Source organism: Arthrobacter liuii, assembly GCF_014639275.1.
In the GTDB taxonomy this organism is placed as follows: domain Bacteria; phylum Actinomycetota; class Actinomycetes; order Actinomycetales; family Micrococcaceae; genus Arthrobacter; species Arthrobacter liuii.
This window is the reverse complement of sequence record NZ_BMFW01000026.1, coordinates 1-16,976: the sequence shown is the minus strand read 5'-3', so window position 1 is coordinate 16,976 and position 16,976 is coordinate 1. Positions and strand designations below refer to the sequence as shown.

Genomic DNA, 16,976 nt, shown 5'->3' with positions numbered 1-16,976 from the left:
AGTACTGTGAACTGGTGGTAAATCCCGTGCACCTGAAGACCCTCCTGGAGGTGACGCGGCTGGGCTCGTTCGCTGCCGCAGCCGCGACGCTCGGCTATACGGCCTCCGCTGTCTCGCAGCAGATGTCCGCCCTGGAGCGGGAAACGGGTGTCACCCTCTTCCAGCGGTCGGCGCGCGCCGTGATCCCTACGGAAGCCGCCGTCGTCATGACCCGGCACGCTGCAAAGGTGCTCACGGACATCGAAGCGCTCATGGCCGCCGCCTCAAGGACGCAGGACACCGAAAGCCAGGAACTGCGCCTGGGGATCTTTCCCAGCCTGGCCACCTACGTCCTGCCGCGTATCCTCAAAAACCCGGCGTGGAAGAAGCTCGGTATTGACCTGCGCGTGTCCGTGGCGGAACCAGGCCAGACCATCCAGGGGCTGCGCACCGGCGGCGACCTGGACCTGGCCGTGGTGTTCCAGGTAGGACAGACCGGGTTCGCCTGGCCCAACACCATCAACCGGCAATGGATTGGCGACGACGACTTCCGGGTGGTGCTGCCTGCCGGCTGGGGCTTCCGGGCCGATGCGAAGGTTGCGGCCGACCATCTGTCGGAGATGCCGTGGATCATGCACCATCCCGGCACCAGCGACGCGATGGTGATCGAACGCCTGTTCGCCGGCTGCAACCTGCATCCCCGGGTGGTGGCCCACAGCGACGACTTCCATGCAAGCCTGGAGATGGCTGCCGCAGGGCTGGGCGCGGCGCTGGTTCCCGAGCTGGCGTTGCGGAACAAACCGGCAGGCGTAGTGGTGCTGGACGTGCCCGAGATCCGGCTGGCACGGAACGTTTTTGCGCTGCTGATCAATGACCGCAAGACCGCCCGGGTGCAGCTTTTCGTTGATTTGCTGGCTGAAACCCTGGCAGGCATGCGCACCGCGGTGAATTAGGTCCGAACGCTGGAATGGTCTTCACTTCAGGTCTATGTTGAAACTATGAACAAGGTAGCGAGCCAGCACTTTGGGGAGATCGAGCTCAACCACGGCAGGGAGCATCTGTTCGCCGCCAAGCATGAGCTTCGCGGCCATCCGCTGGAACTCGACCTGAACATCAAGGCCCATGACCACTTCGATGAAGCAGCGCTTCGCAAGGTTGAGTACCGGCTTCGCTTCCTGCCCGAGCTGGTGGACGAGGTGCGCGAAATGATCGCCGAGGAGCTTGAGCAGGAAGGCACCAGCCCGCAGGAATACCTGCACTTCCACTGCAACGCTCTCAAGGACGAACACCTGCACAAAGTGTTCGGCGTCCAGGACCGGAGCCAGCTCACCAACGAGGTCTTCCTCAAGGCCCTCAAGCTTGGCCACGTGGGCATCTTCCCCGGCCAGCCTGAGCGCTATTTCGTCATGGATTTCACCCTCGGCGAGCACTTCACCGATGAGGTCCTGGTGGCATCCGCAGACCAGGATGGCGTGGTGGACGACGAAATAGTCTGGGAGTCCTGAAGCGGGCGCTCCAACAATGCCCGGGGACTAAAAAGGTTGGTGGGTTCACTGCCTATGCCAACAGCGGCATTTGGACCGCTGTGCACCTGGGGCAGTTCGTTGGCATGGCGCTGGTATGCGCGGGACTGGTGTCCCTGTGGGCCGCCCTCGGCGTCCAGCAGCACGCGCTGGCCTGGACCGCACGCTTCGGTGCTCTTTGTGCCGCTGCTGCCGCGGCACTTTACGCAGTCCTGCAGGCGGTGGACGGGGTGGCCCTGAAACAGGCGGTGGACGCCTGGGTTGCTGCCCCGGAGCCGGAAAAAGCGGCGCGTTTCGCCGCGGCTGAGGGCATCCGCTGGCTCGAATGGGGTGTGCGCAGCTACCACAGCATCCTGCTGGGCAGCGCGTTGGTGCTCTTGGGTGTTGTTGTCGGCGTGACCCGTCACGTTTCGCGGACCATCGGCTGGCTCATGGCGCTGTCCGGGCTGGCCTACATGGTGCAGGGATGGATCATCGGGGACTCGGGCTTTTCCGCAGCCAACGCCTTGCCCACGCTGGCCGGCATCGTGGCAATCGCCGCCTGGACCGCCTGGCTGTTTGTCAGCGCCGTACGGATGAAAAATACGACGCCGGCGGGTCACCCGCGGTGACCCTGCCGCGTTCGCTCGCTTCTCAAGGTCCGGTGCGCCGGGCGCACCGGACCTTGAGCCTCTGCGAGCTCACTTAGTCGCGCATCGTCTTATTTCACTGTTTCCAGCAGGCCTGCTCGGACCACCTGGGTGGCCCTGACCAGGTTTCGCAGCGACTCCTCGGTCTCGGCGTAGCCGCGGGTCTTCAGGCCGCAGTCCGGGTTGACCCAAAGCTGGCGGGCCGGAACGTGCTTGACGGCTGTGCTGAGCAGCCCGGTGACCTCCTGCTCGCCGGGAACGCGCGGCGAGTGGATGTCGTAGACGCCCGGGCCAACCCCGCGGCCAAAGCCATGGGACTCGAGGTCGTGGACAACCTCCATGCGGGAGCGGGCGGCCTCGATGGACGTCACGTCGGCGTCCAGGCCGTCGATCGCGTCGATGATGACGCCGAACTCCGAGTAGCAGAGGTGGGTGTGTATTTGGGTGGCATCGGCGGCGCCGGCGGTAGCCAGGCGGAACGAGTCAACGGACCACGTCAGGTAACCGGCCTGGTCTCCCGTGCGCAGGGGGAGCAGTTCGCGGAGGGCAGGCTCATCCACCTGGATGATCTTGATGCCGGCGGCTTCGAGGTCGGCGATCTCGTCGCGCAGGGCCAGGCCAACCTGGTTGGCGGTCTCGCCCAGCGGCTGGTCGTCGCGGACAAAGGACCAGGCCAGGATGGTGACCGGACCGGTGAGCATGCCCTTCATCGGTTTGCTGGTCAGGGACTGGGCGTATTCAGCCCATTTGACCGTGATGGCGGCCTTGCGGGTGACGTCGCCCCACAGGATGGACGGGCGCGTGCAGCGTGAACCGTAGGACTGGACCCAGCCGTGGACGGTGACGTCGAAGCCGTCGAGGTTCTCGGCGAAGTACTGCACCATGTCGTTGCGCTCGGGCTCGCCATGCACCAGGACGTCGTAGCCAAGCTCTTCCTGCAGGCTGACGACGCGTTTGATTTCGTCCTTCATAAGCTGCTCGTACTGCCCGTCGCTCAGCTCGCCTTTGTTGTTGCGGGCGCGGGCCGAGCGGATTTCCGAGGTCTGCGGGAAGGAGCCGATGGTGGTGGTGGGCAGCGGCGGCAGGTGCAGCGCCTCTTCCTGGGCGGCTTCGCGGACTGCGTACTCGGAGCGGCTGAAGTCGGCGGCAGTCAGCGCTTCGGTGCGGGCCCGGACGTCTGCGCGGCGGACGCCTTCTGCCGTGGCACGGGAAGCGATCACGGCGGTTGCTTCGTCGATGGCGGCCTTGGCGGAGGCCGGGTCCGCCAGGTAGGCGGCAAGGGTTTTGACCTCTACAGCTTTCTGGTCGGAGAACGCCAGCCAGCTGCGGAGCTGCTCGGACAGCTGCGTTTCCTCGGCAACGTCGTGCGGGACGTGCTGGGTGGAGGTGGACGTGGAGACGGCCACCTTTCCGGCGGCAGCCTTCAGTTCGTCCAGTTTCGCGGCAGAGGCAGCGAGGTCGTTGCGCCAGATGTTGTGGCCGTCAACGACGCCGGCAACAAGGGTCTTGTTGCCCAGGCCTGCCAGCGCGGCGGCGGAGGGAACCGTGCCCTTGAAGACGTCGATGTGGAGGGCGTCGATGTTGGTGGCAGCGAAGGTGCCCAGCTGGCCCTCGAGTGCACCGTAGGGGGTGGAGACAAGGATTTGCGGGCGGTCGGCCGCAGCGGTGAGGACCTCATAGGCGCGGGCAACAGCTGCTTCGACGTCGGCAGCCGGGATGTCCTGGTCCACCACCAGGGCGGGCTCATCGAGCTGGACCCAGCCGGCCCCTGCGGCGGCGAGCTTTCCGAGCAGCTCGACATAGACGGGCAGGATGTCCTCGAGGCGGGACAGCGGCGCAAAGCCGGCAGGGGCGCCGTCCGAAGCCTTGGACAGGAGCAGGTAGGTGACCGGGCCAACAATGTACGGGCGGGTCTCGATGCCGTTGGCCAGGGCGAAGGCGAACTCGTCAACCTTGGCGGTGGAGGCCAGGGTGAACGCGGTCTCCGGGCCGATTTCCGGCACCAGGTAGTGGTAGTTGGTGTCGAACCATTTGGTCATTTCCAGCGGCTGCTGTTCCTTGTTGCCGCGGGCCAGGGTGAAGTAGCCGTCGATGTCCAGCTTGCCCTCAGCATTGAGGAGCTTGCCGAAGCGGGCGGGAACCGCGCCGAGGTGGGCGGTGGTGTCCAGGACCTGGTCATAGTAGGAGAAGGTGCCCGGGACGGCAGCGGCTTCTGTCAGGCCAAGCTCCTGCAGGCGCTTGGCGGAGGCCAGCTGGATTGCCTTTGCCGCGGAGTCGAGTGCGGCTGCGTCGATCTTGCCGGCCCAGTAGGCCTCGACGGCTTTCTTGAGTTCGCGGCGGCGGCCGATGCGGGGGTAGCCAAGGAGCGAGGCGGACGGGAACGGGTTGTTTTTGGGCGCGGTCAGGTCAGGCATGGAGATCTCCTGGAAAAGTTGGAGTTTATGAAGATGGTCTGTTGATGCTGCGGCTGAAGATGCTCAGCTGGCGAGCTGCGGCCGGGCGTTGGCGGCCCGGCGCTGGCTGAATCGGTTGTGGCGCGGCAGGGCCAGCTTGTCCAGAACCTCCAGCGCACTCTGGTGCTCATTGAACGTGTAGAGGTGGATGCCGGGAGCACCGGCGTCCAGGGCGGCATTGGCGAGGTCCACGGTGGCGTCGACGCCGACATGGAGGCGTTCGATGTCGTTGTCGGCCGCGGCGAGCCGTTCCATCAGCTCGGGTGCCGGTTCCACTCCCGCCAGTTCCCCCAGGCGGTTCAGGCGGCGGACGCTGGTGAACGGCATGACACCGGGGATGATAGGGATGGTCACACCGGCACGGCGTGCGCGGGTGAGGAGATCGGCGTACTGCCCCGCCTCGAAGAACACCTGGGTGATGGCGAAGTCCGCGCCGGAACGCTGCTTCGCGAGCAGCACCTCGACGTCGTGCTCCTCGCTGGGTGACTCAGGATGCCGGGTGGGGTACGCAGCCACGCCAACGGCGATCTTTCCGGCGCAGAGCAGGGCTGTGCGCCGCTGCTCCACCCGGCGGATGAGGTCGATCAGGTCCTGGGCGTACCGCAGCGATCCCGATGCCGGCTGGCTGCCACCCTTGGGAAGATCGCCGCGCAGGGCAAGGATGCCCCGCACCCCGATGTCCAGCAGTTGGCCGATGATGGCCGCGAGTTCCTGCGGGGCGTTTCCCACGCAGGTCAGGTGGGCAAGCGGCCGCAATGTGGTTTCAACCAGGAGGCGGTTGATGAGCTCGACGGCGGTGTCCCGGTTGGATCCGCTGGCGCCGTAGGTCACGGAGACGTAGTCCGGTTCGGTGGCTTCCAGCTCACGGATGGTGGTCCAGAGCGTCTCCGCAGCTGCGGGCGAACGGGGTGGGAACAGCTCGTAGGACAGCGCTACAGGAGCGGTGTCGGAGAGGTTGGGATGGGTGTCAATAAGGCTTGGTGGTGACATTTGCGTCCTTGGCTTTGGGCCATTGGGGGGCTGCCTGACCGAAAGGAACAGGAAAGACCGTCAATGAATTTGAGTTTGGGGAACACGGAGGGACTCCACGAGGACGCAGCCGCGACTGTTACGCCTGGAATGAAGTAGTCCGTGAGCAAATGTCAGGCCCACATGGGGGCACCCACACCCTCCGACACGGAGGATCGCTGACACGTTACTGAGGTAACTTGCCTACGACTCTACGAGAACCAGCAGGGCGGGTACAAGCCGGCGCCGAATTAAGACGCAGTTTTACAGGATGTTTCCTCGCGCGGCAGAATTTCCTTCGCTGGGGTGGTGCCCGCTACCAGGGACGCTCAGGGCCGCTCCATTGCTGCTGTCCAGGTATTCTTCACGTTCGTGTCCGCTGTTCCGCTCGCGTTCGGCCTCCCGTGCACTGTCCTGGAGTTGGTCCAGCCGCGGTGGCCGGGCGGGCCGTGTCCCGCCCCCCATCCTATCCAAGCCGCCGGTCCGAATCCGGCAATGGGGACCCCTCCCCTTTGCTACGGAGCGGGTCTATCCTTTTGCCATGATTGAGCTTCCAGCCAGCTACAAGGAGTTCCTCGCCGACAAGAGCCAGCTGTTCATCGACACAGTCAGGCCTGTCCTGATGCAGTCCGCGGCGGAGAAACTGCACGGCGTCCGGGTGGTCTACAACCCCGGGTCCACCGGCCACCAGGCGCACCTGGACGACACCCTGCCTTTCGGTGTGGTGCTTGAGGACATCGACTAACCCCGCACGGCTCCCGACAGGGCCAGCGAGTTGCCGGACCCGCGCGCCACGACGGCATAGAGGGCCAGGACGGGAACCGAATAGAGGATCGAGAATGCGGCCAGCTGGCCGTAGGCCACTGCCCCGTGCTGGCCGAAGAAGCTGAAGATCGATACCGCTGCGGGCTGGCTGCCCTCGGACAGCAGGAGCACGAACGGGACGAAGAAGTTCCCCCAGGCCTGGATGAACACGAAGATGAACACCACGCCCAGGCCCGGGCCCATGAGTGGAAGCACGATTGAACGCAGGCCCGCCAGCCTGGAGGCGCCGTCCACCCAGGCCGCTTCCTCCAGCGCCAGCGGCACGGCATCGATGAAGTTTTTGGTCATCCAAATGGCCATGGGCAGGCTGGTGGCGGCCAGGAACAGCACCGTGGCCGGCAGGGAATCCAGCAGCCGGAGCTGCACGAACAGACCGTAGACCGGCACCATGATGGCGGTGATGGGCAGGCAGGTCCCGAACAGAATCCCGTACATGAAGGGCGTATTGAAGCGGGATCGGTAGCGGGACAGCGGGTATGCGGCGAGCACGGCCGCGGCCACTGTCACCACCCCTGTCCCTGCGGACAGCAGGAGGCTGTTCCATAACGGCCGGAACAGCAGCTCCGGGGTGAGGACGGCGGTGAAATTGTCCAGGCCGGGCTGCTGCGGCACCTTGGTGGCGTGTCCGGCCGCCGGGTCCAGGGAACCGAGGACCAGCCACAGCAGCGGCAGCAGGAAGCACGCACCGATGAACAGCAGGACCACGTCCGCCCACGTGCTGCGCTTAGGGTGGCTGGGGCGCGGTTGGCTTTCCTTCTGGCGCGGGAGCCGTTGCCCCTCCTGTACCGGGGCGGTCACGGCCTCTGCTCCTTGAGCAGGCGCAGATAGGCTGCCCCGAACACGCCGCCGACGAGGATGAGGATGGAGGCGACGGCGGTGCCGTAACCGATGTCTCCGAATTTGAAGGCCTCCTGATACGCCAGGACCGGCAGCGTGGTGCTGGCGTTGGCCGGGCCGCCGGCAGTCATGACCCAGATCAGGGTGAAGACAGCCAGGGTCTGCAGCGTGACCAGCATCAGGTTGGTGGCGATGCTGCCCCGGATCACCGGCAGCGTAATGAACGCCAGCCGCTGCCAGGCGCCGGCGCCGTCCATCTGCGCGGCTTCGGTCAGCTCCGCCGGGACGCCATTGAGCGCAGCCCGGTACACCAGCATGGAAAAGGCGGTCCCGCGCCACACGTTCGCCACCACCACGGCCACCATGGGAAGGGCATAGAGCCAGTCAGTTTCCCCCAGCCCGAACCGGCCAAGCAGTTGGTTGAGCGTCCCGTCGCGGCTGAAGAAGGCATAGGCGGCGAACCCGGCCACGATTTCCGGCAGGACCCAGGCGGCCACGACCGCGGTGCCAACAGTGGCGGAGACAACCGGACGTGCCCGCCGCATCAGGACCGCAAGGGCCAGTCCCAGCACGTTCTGGCCCAGGATGGCGGAACCGGCCACGAACAGGACAGTCAGCGCGAGCGAGAGCGGAAAGACCGGGTCCTGCAGCAGCCGCTGGTAGTTGTCCAGGCCCACCCACTCGGGGTTCCTGGCGTGCCGGCCGGTGAGTCCTGCGTTGGTGAGCGAGGCGTGGAAGGCCCACAGGACAGGGCCGGCGAGAAACACGAGCAGGAGCACGACGGCGGGCAGGACCGGCAGGTAGCGCAGCACGTGCCGGGTGCGGTGGTTGGCGGGCACCGCTACTTCCGGATCGTCTTGTCGCCGCCCACGATGCCGGCCACCGCCGTGTCATAGTCCGCCGCGGCCTGCTCCGGGGTCCTGCTGCCGGTGATGACGGCCTCGGTGGCTTCCTGGACGGCAGCGGAGATGCGCGGGTAGTCGGAGGTCGCGGGCCGGAACCTGGTCACGGCCACCAGGCCGGACACGTCCTTCACGAACGGGTTGGCGGACTGGTAGCCGGGGTCGGCGGCGACGTCGGTGCGGACGGCGATCTGTGAACTGGCCACCGTGAACGCCAGCGAGTTCTTCGCGTTGAGCGCGGTGGTGAGGAAATTGAAGGCGAGGTCGGGCTGCTTGGTTTCCGCACCGACGGCAAGGGTCCAGCCGCCGGACATGCTCACCGCACCCGGGGCCGCGCCGTTCTGCGTGGGGAACGGGGCCACGCCCATGTCCTCCCCATATCCCGGCCATTCGTAGCTCCCGCCTTTTTGCCAGAACGACGGCGCGTAGGAGCCTTCCACGGTTGCCCCAAGTTTCGCTTTGGGGAACCATCCGCCGAACACCTTCTTCCAGACGTTTGGATCCAGTTCGGCCGGGGGCACGGCCAGGTTGTCCTTGTAGAGCGTTTCGAGGAAGGTCAGCGAATCTTTGAAGCCGGCCGACCCCACAACCCATTTTTTCGAGTCCTGGTCATAGAGGCTTGTTCCGGTGCCGTACAGGAGCTCGTAGAACCCCTGCATCACCGTCCCCTCGCCGGTGCCTTTGCCGGCATACATGTTGAAGGGGATTACGTCCGGCTCGGAAGTTTTGATCTTCCTGGCGGTGTCCAGGATGTCCTGCCAGCTGGACGGGCGCCACGGCAGCGCAACCCCGGCAGCTTCAAAAACCTTCCTGTTGTACCAGATGGCCCGCGTGTCGGTGCCCAGCGGGACCGCGTACGTACCGCCGTCGTTCGCCTTGCCGGCTTCCTTGGCGCCGGCGTCGAACCTGGTCCAGTCCCCCCACCCCTGCAGGCGGCTGTCCAGGTTCAGGAGGTACCCGGCGTCCACGTCGGAGCGGACCTTGAAGGTGTCTTCGTAGAAGACGTCCGGGGCCGTGGAGGGCGACCGCAGGGCCAGGGCGAGCTTGGTGCCGTAGTCGTCGTCGTTCGCCTGGATGGGCTGCAGTTCAACCCTGACGCCCTGGTTCGCGGCTTCAAACTCCCTTTTCGCATCCTGGAACATGGTGTCCAGGGCCGTGAACGAGTCTGTCTTCTGGTAGGCCACCTTGATGGTCCTGTTTCCGCTGGCAGGATCGGCAGGCGTGCAGGCCGTGAGGACCAGCACCGCGGCGGCCAGCAGGGACACCATCACCTTATAAGCCCGTCGAGGCATGCTGTGGTCAGCTTTCCAGCAGGAGCCGCTGGGCCCGGGGCGCGAGGGTATGTTCGAGGACCAGCGAGGCCGCGCCGATGGCTCCCACATCCTCCCCTACGCCCGTGCCCACAACCTCGATGGGGTGGATCAGACGGGCGGCGCTGTTGGCGTCCAAGAGCGGCGGAACCAGTTCGAGGTAGCGCTGCGACAGGCAGGTCCAGAAGGGGCCGCCGAAGACCACGCGCTCAACGTCGAGGGTGTTGGTGACCACCGAGACGGCCCGGGCAACCAGGACGGCGGACTTGTCCAGGATGGCGGCGGCACGTTCGTCTCCTGCGTAGGCACGTGCGCACAGCTCAGAGAAGCTCTGCTGGATTTCGGCGGCGGTCCTGGCCCGGGACCCCTCCAGGATTCCGGCGGCCTCCGCTTCCGCCACCAGCACCTGGGGGATGCAGGAGGACTTCACGCAGCCGCGCTGGCCGCAGTCGCAGGGCGGTCCGTCGGGGTCCACGATGATATGGCCGATCTCGCCGGCGTTGCCTGAGGTGCCGCGGACAACTTCATCATTCAGGACGATGCCGCAGCCGATGCCGGTGCCCATGTACATGAACACGAAGCTACCGGCGCCGCTGGGACCTCCCGCCCACGTTTCCGCCACGGCCGCGCTGGTCACGTCCTTGTCCACCAGCACCGAGTAGCCGGTGGCCCTGGCCAGCGCATCACGCAGTTCCACCCGGTCCCAGCCGGGCAGCAGCGGTGGATCCACCACGGTGCCGTTGTCCAGGTCGATGGGGCCCGGAGCAGCCACGCCCAGGCCTGCGATGCGGCTGCGGTCCACGCCCGAATCTGCCACGAGCTGGTCGATTTCCGCGGCAATGGTGGCAATCACGGCGGAAGGATCGTTTCCGCCCGGGGTCTTGATCCGTGAATGCCTCACCACCGCCCCTACGAGGTCCAGCACCACCAACGTTGTCACGGCGGGGTCAAGGTGGACCCCCAGGGCGTACATGCCGCCCGGATTGAGGCGGAGGATGGTGCGGGGCTTGCCGGGGCCGCTGCCCTCCTTGCCCGCCTCGACGATTAGGTTCTGGTCCAGCAGCCGCCGGGAAATATTCGAAATGGTCTGCGGGGACAGTCCCACGATCTGGGCGAGCTCCACCCGGCTCAGGCCGCCGGACGTCCTGCGGATTGCGTCGAGGATGACGGTGAGGTTGAAGTCCCCCATCTTTGGCAAGTTGGTTCCGCGCCTCGGAGAGGATTGGCGGATCTCAGACACGGTTTCCCCTAAACGTCTTCGGCTACCTGGCGGTGGTGATGCTTGAATCGTACGTTAAGCGTGCGCCCCCGCCCATATGTGCCTGAAGCGGCGCGGCGCGGGGTTTTTCCTCTGGTCAGCGGGAGGTGCGCGTACTGCGGGTGACGGTGAACTTGGAGTTCCGGCCCTCCACCACGGTGGGTCCGACGTGCCGCTCCATGGCCGGCAGGTAGTCCAGGTGCCGGTTGTAGACGGTCCACAGCTCGCCCCCGGGAGCCAGGACGCGCGCCGCCGCCTCGATCATCTTCAGCCCCGCACCGGCATGGACGCCGGCTCCAACGTGGAAGGGCGGGTTGAGCAGCACAAGGTCCACGGCGCCATCGGGGAAAGTGCCGAGCGCATCGTCCTGCAGGACGGTGATCCGGTCCGCCAGTCCGTTCGCCCGGGCAGTGGCCAGGGCGGACTGCACGGCGGCGGCCGACTGGTCGGTGGCCGTCACGGCAGCGGCCGGGAACAGCCGCGCGTACATCGCGGCGAGGATTCCGGTGCCGCAGCCCAGGTCCACGGCGTGCCGTGCCGGCTTCATTGCGGGCAGGAAGGTCAGCAGGAATCGTGTGCCAATGTCCAGCTTTGGCCCGGCAAAGACAGCGCCGTGGGCGGCCACGTCCAGCTCCAGTTCGGTAAGGTGCGCCACCACCGGGAAGCGCGGGGGCGCCACGGCGGTTTTGGGGCTGCTGGCAAGGAGTATCCGCGATTTCTGCCGCGCAAGCTGCGGCTGCACGGAAACGAAGTACCGTTCAAGGACCGTGTTCATGCCCGGTGACATGTGCTTCACCCGGCCCCCGGCGAGCAGCCGGACGTCCGGGGCGGCGTAGCGGGCCACGGCGGCAGCGACTTCCTCCAGCTCCGCGAGCGTCTTGGGAAGCTGCAGGAGGACGGTGTCCGCTCCGGCCAGCAGTTCGCGCCCCAGGGGCAGCTGGATGAAGCCGGGAGCGGGTACCTGATCTGCCGCCCCGTCAAACGCGGCCGGCAGTTCGGCCGCGTTTAGCTGCAGCGCGCGTTCCCCGGTGACCAGGTCCTGATGAACGCGCAGCGTGGCCGGGGCAAGTAATGCGGACGCGCCGAGCGTCAGCGCCCCGTAGCGGTCGCCGATCACAGCCACGGCGCTGCCGGCCCGGCCAAGCTGTACTGCCGTCTCCAGCAGCAGCCGGTCCGTGGCATCCCAGGCCTGGAGGTTGGGGGCCTCGACATCGGGCCGCCGGCGCAGCACGGAGAAGATGTCCGCCAGGATGTCTGCTGCCACCTGTGTCCTGCCGCCTTCTGTTGCCCTCGCCGGCCCCGGGGCCCGGGGCATCACCCCCACGTTACCGGTTCCGCCGCCGTCGCCATTCCGGGCAGCTTCAGGATCGCAGCCACTGCCGCCCGTCCGGCCCGATTGGCGCCGATGGTGGACGACGACGGGCCGTAACCCACCAGATGGACGCGCGGCTCGGCTGCCACCTGGGTTCCGTCCATGGCGATCCCGCCGCCGGGTCCGCGCAGGTGGAGCGGCGCGAGGTGTTCCAGTTCGGCCCTGAAGCCCGTGGCCCAGAGGATGGCGTCGGCCGCCAGGAGGCTGCCGTCGGCGCGGCGGACTCCGCCAGGTTCGATGGAGGTGAACATGGGCTGCCGGTTGAGCGCGCCCCGTTCCCTGGCTGCGCGCAGGGCAGGAGTCCAGATGAGGCCCGTCACCGACACGACGCTTTGCGGCGCAAGCCCCTTTCGAACGCGCTCCTCCACCAGCGCCACGGCATCGTGGCCGGCCTTGGCGTCAAACGGAGCGTCGCGCCAGACCGGTTCCCTGCGCGTGAACCAGCTGGTAGTGGTGATACGCGAAATTTCTTCGAGCAGGCCGACGGCAGAGATCCCGCCACCCACTACGATTACATGCTTGCCACGGAACTCCTCCGCCGAGACGTAGTCGGCTACATGCAACTGCCTCCCCCGGAACGAAGCCTGGCCCGGGTAGATGGGCCAGAAAGGGCGGGTCCACGTTCCGGTGGCGTTGATGAGTGCCCTGGCGCTCCAGTCCCCGTCCGGTGTTTCGACCCGCAGCCGCCCTGCTGGATTGCCATCTTCGCGCCTGACAGCCCGGACCTTGACGGGCCGGCGGACGGAGAGTCCCAGCCCGGCCTCATAGCTTGCGAAGTAGCGGGTCAGGAATGTGGAGCTGGGTTCCGCGGGATCCACCTCCGGTTTGGGGATGCCCGGCAGGTCGCTGATTCCGTTGACGGTGGCCATTCGCAGGCTCTTCCAGCGGTGCCGCCACGCGCCTCCCGGACCTTCCTCGGCGTCGAGCACGGCGTAGTCAAGTCCGCGGCGCTGGAGGTGGTAGGCGGCCGACAGGCCGGCCTGGCCCGCCCCGATGACCACCACATCGGTTGGGTCAGGAATCACTCCCCCATGATAGTCGTGGAGGGCAGCCCGGCCTTAGGGTGGGCGCATGGATAATGCAGCAGCCGCAAGGACCGGAACTGAAGCCACTGGGCATGCCGCCAGGCTGGAAAAAGCCTTGGGGGTGGTGCTGGGGACGGGGCAGATACCCCTGCGGCTGCGGGCGTGGGACGGCTCGGAAGCGGGACCCGCAGGAGCACCGGTCCTGGAATTCAGGTCCCGACGGGCCCTCCGGCGCATACTCTGGTCGCCGGGGCAGCTGGGGCTGAGCAGGGCGTACGTGGCAGGCGAAATCGACGCCCCGGGTGACATCTTTGCGGCCTTCACGGCCTTGAGTTCGGCAGGCAAGTTCGCGGAGCCCGGTCCTTTCCGCCCGCCTTCCGCCAAGGAGCTCTGGCTGCTGCTGCGCACCGCGGTCCGGCTAGGCGCCCTTGGCCCCAACCCTGCGCCGCCGCCCGAGGAAGCGCGCGTGGCTAAGAAGGGCATGATGCACTCCCGCCGGCGGGATGCTGCTGCCATCTCGCATCATTACGACGTCGGCAACGACTTCTACGCCCTGGTGCTGGGACCGTCGATGGTCTATTCATGCGCTGTGTGGCCGGACGACGCCGCCGAACGGCCGGCCGCAAGCGGTGCGACCGCAGCGGACGGGACGCTGGATACCGGCCTGGACGCCGCGCAGGAGGCCAAGCTGGACCTGGTCTGCCGCAAGCTGGGCCTCCAACCCGGCATGCGGATCCTTGACGTGGGGTGCGGCTGGGGCAGCTTTGCGATCCACGCTGCAGCCAGGTACGGCGTCAGTGTGGTGGGCGTGACGCTCTCCACGGAACAGGCCGGCCTGGCCCGGAAGCGCGCGGCGGAGGCCGGCCTGACGGGCAGCGTGGAGATCCGGGTACAGGATTACCGGGACGTGCAGGACGGTCCGTTCGATGCGATCAGTTCAATCGGGATGTCGGAACACGTGGGGCGGGCGCAGATGCCTGCCTATGCCGCCGCGCTCTTCGGGCTGCTCCGCCCCGGCGGCCGGCTGCTGAACCACGCCATCTCCTGGAACGCAGGCCCCACCAGCCCCGACCCTGACTCGTTCATCCCCCGGTACGTTTTTCCCGACGGCGAAATGATCAGCCTCGGCGAGATGGTGGACGCCCTCGAATCAGCCCGGTTCGAAGTCCTCGACGTGGAGGCCCTGCGCCGCCACTACGCCCTGACCCTCCGTTCGTGGGTGGGCCGGCTTGAGCAGAACTGGGAGGAAGCGGTGCAGCTGGCCGGCGCGGGGCGGGCGCGTGTGTGGCGGTTGTACATGGCAGCCAGTGCCATCGGATTCGAGAACGGACTCACCGGGGTCAACCAGGTCCTGGTGCGCCGGCCCGGCGGGGAAGAGCCGCCGCTCCGCCGCAGCGCCTGGCTGTGATGAGGCGCCCTCCTGCCGGGACGTCACCCGGCAGGAGGACGGCCTGGGCCCGGGAGGACCCCGGGCTTGCCTAGGCCACCGGGGAGGGGCCGCCCGGCTGGGTGAAGTGCTGCGTCTTCTCGATCTGCACCACTTTGGGGTCAGTTTCGTCGGCGGCGTAGTCGGTGGGCCGGGTGAGGTCCTCGCCTGTCCGGACCTTAAGGGCCCGCAGCACCAGGGTCAGCACGGCAGCCACCACCAGGTTCAGCGCGAAAGCCGACACCGCGATGTAGACGCTGAAGTCAGTTCCCGGGATGGGCGCCACGGAACCGCCGAAGTGCGCCTTGGTCACCGGGTTCACCACGTTGTAGGCGGAGACGGTGCCGAAGATGATGCCGACCGCCCATCCGACCAGCAGCGCCCACCGGTCGAACCACCGGGTGTACAGGCCGGCCACCACGGCCGGGAAGGTCTGCAGGATCCAGATGCCCCCCAGCAGCTGCATGTTGATGGCCGCGGACTGGTCCATGGCGATCACGAAGACCAGTGCGCCCACCTTCACCACCAGCGAGACGATCTTGGACACCTTCGCCTCGGTTCTGGCATCGACGTCAGGCCGGATGAAATCGCGGTAGATGTTGCGGGTGAACATGTTCGCTGCCGCGATGGACATGATCGCTGCCGGCACCAGGGCCCCGATGGCAATGGCGGCCAGCGCGATCCCGGCAAACCAGGCCGGGAAGTGGTCCAGGAACAGTTGCGGAACCACCAGCTGCGGATTGACCGATCCGTCCAGGTCGATCGGCTTGGTACCCGCTTTGATGGCCGCGAAACCGAGCAGGGCCAGGAAGCCAAGCATCAGCGAGTAGAGCGGCAGGATGGCGGCGTTGCGGCGGATGGTGTTGCGGGCCTTCGAGGCCAGCACGGCCGTCACCGAGTGCGGGTACATGAACAACGCCATCGCCGAACCCAGCGCCAGGGACCAGTACGCAGAGTAGTTCGCCCCACCTGGGATAAAGACGCCTGCCGGCTTGCCTGTGGACTGGTTCACCGTGCCCAGCTTGGCCTGTGCCGAGCTAAAGATGCTGTCCCAGCCGCCGAACTTGATGGGCAGGTAGATGACGGCCACGATGACGGCAAGGTAGATCAGCAGGTCCTTGACCACGGCGATCATCGCCGGTGCCCGCAGGCCCGACGTGTACGTGTACGCGGCCAGGACCACGAAGGCGAGAATCAGGGGCAGGTCGGTCAGCAGGACGTTGCCGGAGCTCCCCAGGCCCAGGACGGTCAGCACGGCCTTGATACCCACCAGCTGGAGCGCGATGTAGGGCATGGTGGCCACAATGCCCGTGACGGCGACGGCCAGGGAGAGCCAGCGGCTGCCGTAGCGGCCGCCGACGAAGTCCGCGGAGGTGACGTAGCCGTGGCGGTGGGATACCGACCACAGGCGGCTCATGATGATGAAGATGATCGGATAGAGGACGATGGTGTACGGGACGGCGAAGAAGCCGGTGACCGCCCCCGTAGCCCACATCGCCGCCGGCACTGCCACGAAGGTGTAGGCGGTGTAGAGGTCCCCGCCCAGCAGGAACCAGGTGATCCAGGTACCGAATCCACGGCCGCCCAGCCCCCATTCGTCCAGGCTGTGCAGCCCTTCCACATCCGTGCTCCGGCGCCACCTGGCGGCGAGGAAGCCCATCACGGCCACGACGACGAAGAGCAGCACCACAATGATCAGGGCGGTCCAGTTGATCTCGCGTCCGTTCATGGCCGGTCCCCTCCCAACCCTGCATCGGCGGAGGCAGCGTCCCCTGATGGTGGGCCTCCCGCACGCGCCTCGGCCCGCCGTCGTCGGTCCTCCTTAGTGACCAGCCAATACGCCGTGCCGGTCAGTATGGCGGAAATTGGCACCCACAGCAGCTGGTACCAGTAGAAGAACGGCAACCCTGCCAGCCGCGGCGCATCAAAAGAGTACAGCTGCGGCATCAGCGGGAAGAGGATTGCGGCGGCCAGCAGGATACCGGCGCCGATATACGGGGCGGGCCTGGCCGGCCCGCGGATGGCGGTGTCACGCGTCAGGCGTGATCCGTTTGAAGCAGCTTCGCCGTTGGGGCTGTAGCCGGAACCTTCTGCGTGGGACATCTGTGACCTCCTCGTCAGCCTGTCCCGCGGCCCCGCTTTTGGGTCGAAGCGGCTAAGCGGCGGGACGATGCGCCCTCCATCTCCAGTTGTACCCCGCTTTGACCTGCGCGGGAAGAGTTTTCACCGGTAGCCCTGGTACAAGGCACGTTTCCGGCGGGAACGAAAATGGGAACCATCACCAGGTGATGGTTCCCATTTTCGGCCCTTCGCAGATGAGCGTGGTTAGGGTCGTCTGACGCGAGGGCGGCAGCGTGTCCTGATGCCGCTGCGGCGTGGTGCGGGAGGAGAGGGGTCAGGGCCTCTTTGAATTGGTAGCGACCAAGCTT

15 protein-coding genes are annotated in these 16,976 nt (G+C 66.7%); 5 read left to right on the top strand and 10 right to left on the bottom strand.

What is annotated here, in order from left to right; all coding sequences use genetic code 11:
* Positions 1 to 14: 14 nt before the first annotated feature.
* The 3 genes from IEW19_RS18370 (at position 15) to IEW19_RS18360 (ending at position 2,113) form a co-directional block, all read left to right on the top strand.
* Positions 15 to 932, top strand: a complete 918-nt coding sequence (locus IEW19_RS18370) for a LysR family transcriptional regulator (protein ID WP_188573030.1) — start codon at positions 15 to 17, stop codon at positions 930 to 932.
* Positions 933 to 977: 45 nt separating this feature from the next.
* Positions 978 to 1,484 (top strand): DUF2004 domain-containing protein, encoded by a 507-nt coding sequence (locus IEW19_RS18365; protein ID WP_188573029.1) that lies wholly within the window; start codon positions 978 to 980, stop codon positions 1,482 to 1,484.
* A 104-nt stretch (positions 1,485 to 1,588) separates the two neighbouring features.
* Positions 1,589 to 2,113: a hypothetical protein gene (locus tag IEW19_RS18360; protein WP_229748578.1), complete on the top strand. Its 525-nt coding sequence runs from the start codon at positions 1,589 to 1,591 to the stop codon at positions 2,111 to 2,113.
* An 89-nt stretch (positions 2,114 to 2,202) separates the two neighbouring features.
* Here IEW19_RS18360 and metE read toward each other — a convergent pair whose 3' ends face one another.
* A complete protein-coding gene (metE, locus tag IEW19_RS18355) occupies positions 2,203 to 4,545 on the bottom strand; it encodes a 5-methyltetrahydropteroyltriglutamate--homocysteine S-methyltransferase (protein ID WP_188573028.1) in 2,343 nt (780 codons plus the stop codon).
* Positions 4,546 to 4,608: 63 nt separating this feature from the next.
* Positions 4,609 to 5,574 (bottom strand): methylenetetrahydrofolate reductase, encoded by a 966-nt coding sequence (locus IEW19_RS18350; RefSeq protein WP_188573027.1) that lies wholly within the window; start codon positions 5,572 to 5,574, stop codon positions 4,609 to 4,611.
* Positions 5,575 to 6,133: 559 nt separating this feature from the next.
* Here IEW19_RS18350 and IEW19_RS18345 point away from each other — a divergent pair.
* Positions 6,134 to 6,337, top strand: coding sequence for a hypothetical protein (locus tag IEW19_RS18345; RefSeq protein WP_188573026.1), 204 nt, complete (start codon positions 6,134 to 6,136; stop codon positions 6,335 to 6,337).
* On the opposite strand, the gene IEW19_RS18340 is transcribed toward IEW19_RS18345, so the two are convergent.
* The 6 genes from IEW19_RS18340 to IEW19_RS18315 form a co-directional block, all read right to left on the bottom strand.
* Positions 6,334 to 7,122 carry a carbohydrate ABC transporter permease gene (locus IEW19_RS18340; RefSeq protein ID WP_188573065.1) on the bottom strand — a complete coding sequence of 263 codons (789 nt, stop codon included), beginning with the start codon at positions 7,120 to 7,122 and terminating at the stop codon, positions 6,334 to 6,336. The two genes, IEW19_RS18345 and IEW19_RS18340, sit on opposite strands and share 4 nt — an antisense overlap.
* Before the next feature lie 89 nt (positions 7,123 to 7,211).
* Positions 7,212 to 8,093, bottom strand: coding sequence for a carbohydrate ABC transporter permease (locus IEW19_RS18335; RefSeq protein WP_188573025.1), 882 nt, complete (start codon positions 8,091 to 8,093; stop codon positions 7,212 to 7,214).
* A 2-nt stretch (positions 8,094 to 8,095) separates the two neighbouring features.
* On the bottom strand, positions 8,096 to 9,448 hold the full coding sequence (locus IEW19_RS18330) for an extracellular solute-binding protein (RefSeq protein WP_188573024.1): 1,353 nt from the start codon (positions 9,446 to 9,448) through the stop codon (positions 8,096 to 8,098).
* A gap of 7 nt (positions 9,449 to 9,455) precedes the next feature.
* Positions 9,456 to 10,655 carry an ROK family transcriptional regulator gene (locus IEW19_RS18325; protein WP_188573023.1) on the bottom strand — a complete coding sequence of 400 codons (1,200 nt, stop codon included), beginning with the start codon at positions 10,653 to 10,655 and terminating at the stop codon, positions 9,456 to 9,458.
* A 166-nt stretch (positions 10,656 to 10,821) separates the two neighbouring features.
* Complete coding sequence (locus tag IEW19_RS18320; RefSeq protein WP_229748577.1) at positions 10,822 to 11,988, bottom strand: class I SAM-dependent methyltransferase; 1,167 nt, start codon at positions 11,986 to 11,988, stop codon at positions 10,822 to 10,824.
* Positions 11,989 to 12,038: 50 nt separating this feature from the next.
* Positions 12,039 to 13,121: an FAD-dependent oxidoreductase gene (locus IEW19_RS18315; protein ID WP_188573021.1), complete on the bottom strand. Its 1,083-nt coding sequence runs from the start codon at positions 13,119 to 13,121 to the stop codon at positions 12,039 to 12,041.
* 46 nt (positions 13,122 to 13,167) lie between these two features.
* Here IEW19_RS18315 and IEW19_RS18310 point away from each other — a divergent pair, with 46 nt between their 5' ends.
* The gene (locus IEW19_RS18310) at positions 13,168 to 14,529 is read left to right on the top strand and encodes a class I SAM-dependent methyltransferase (protein ID WP_188573020.1); all 1,362 of its coding nucleotides are present in this window, start codon (positions 13,168 to 13,170) and stop codon (positions 14,527 to 14,529) included.
* 70 nt (positions 14,530 to 14,599) lie between these two features.
* Here the strand turns inward: IEW19_RS18310 and mctP are convergent, their stop codons facing one another.
* Positions 14,600 to 16,276 carry a monocarboxylate uptake permease MctP gene (gene mctP, locus IEW19_RS18305; protein WP_188573019.1) on the bottom strand — a complete coding sequence of 559 codons (1,677 nt, stop codon included), beginning with the start codon at positions 16,274 to 16,276 and terminating at the stop codon, positions 14,600 to 14,602.
* The gene (locus tag IEW19_RS18300) at positions 16,273 to 16,650 is read right to left on the bottom strand and encodes a DUF3311 domain-containing protein (protein ID WP_188573018.1); all 378 of its coding nucleotides are present in this window, start codon (positions 16,648 to 16,650) and stop codon (positions 16,273 to 16,275) included. Before IEW19_RS18300 ends, mctP begins: the two co-directional genes overlap by 4 nt.
* Positions 16,651 to 16,976 lie beyond the last annotated feature (326 nt).

What these genes read in the sequence shown, in the direction of transcription:
- IEW19_RS18365 (WP_188573029.1), top strand. Translation starts at nt 978, where the DNA reads ATGAACAAGGTAGCGAGCCAGCACTTTGGGGAGATCGAGCTCAACCAC.
- IEW19_RS18360 (WP_229748578.1), top strand. Translation starts at nt 1,589, where the DNA reads ATGGCGCTGGTATGCGCGGGACTGGTGTCCCTGTGGGCCGCCCTCGGC.
- metE (WP_188573028.1), bottom strand. Translation starts at nt 4,545, where the DNA reads ATGCCTGACCTGACCGCGCCCAAAAACAACCCGTTCCCGTCCGCCTCG.
- IEW19_RS18350 (WP_188573027.1), bottom strand. Translation starts at nt 5,574, where the DNA reads ATGTCACCACCAAGCCTTATTGACACCCATCCCAACCTCTCCGACACC.
- IEW19_RS18345 (WP_188573026.1), top strand. Translation starts at nt 6,134, where the DNA reads ATGATTGAGCTTCCAGCCAGCTACAAGGAGTTCCTCGCCGACAAGAGC.
- IEW19_RS18330 (WP_188573024.1), bottom strand. Translation starts at nt 9,448, where the DNA reads ATGCCTCGACGGGCTTATAAGGTGATGGTGTCCCTGCTGGCCGCCGCG.
- IEW19_RS18325 (WP_188573023.1), bottom strand. Translation starts at nt 10,655, where the DNA reads ATGGGGGACTTCAACCTCACCGTCATCCTCGACGCAATCCGCAGGACG.
- IEW19_RS18310 (WP_188573020.1), top strand. Translation starts at nt 13,168, where the DNA reads ATGGATAATGCAGCAGCCGCAAGGACCGGAACTGAAGCCACTGGGCAT.
- mctP (WP_188573019.1), bottom strand. Translation starts at nt 16,276, where the DNA reads ATGAACGGACGCGAGATCAACTGGACCGCCCTGATCATTGTGGTGCTG.
- IEW19_RS18300 (WP_188573018.1), bottom strand. Translation starts at nt 16,650, where the DNA reads ATGTCCCACGCAGAAGGTTCCGGCTACAGCCCCAACGGCGAAGCTGCT.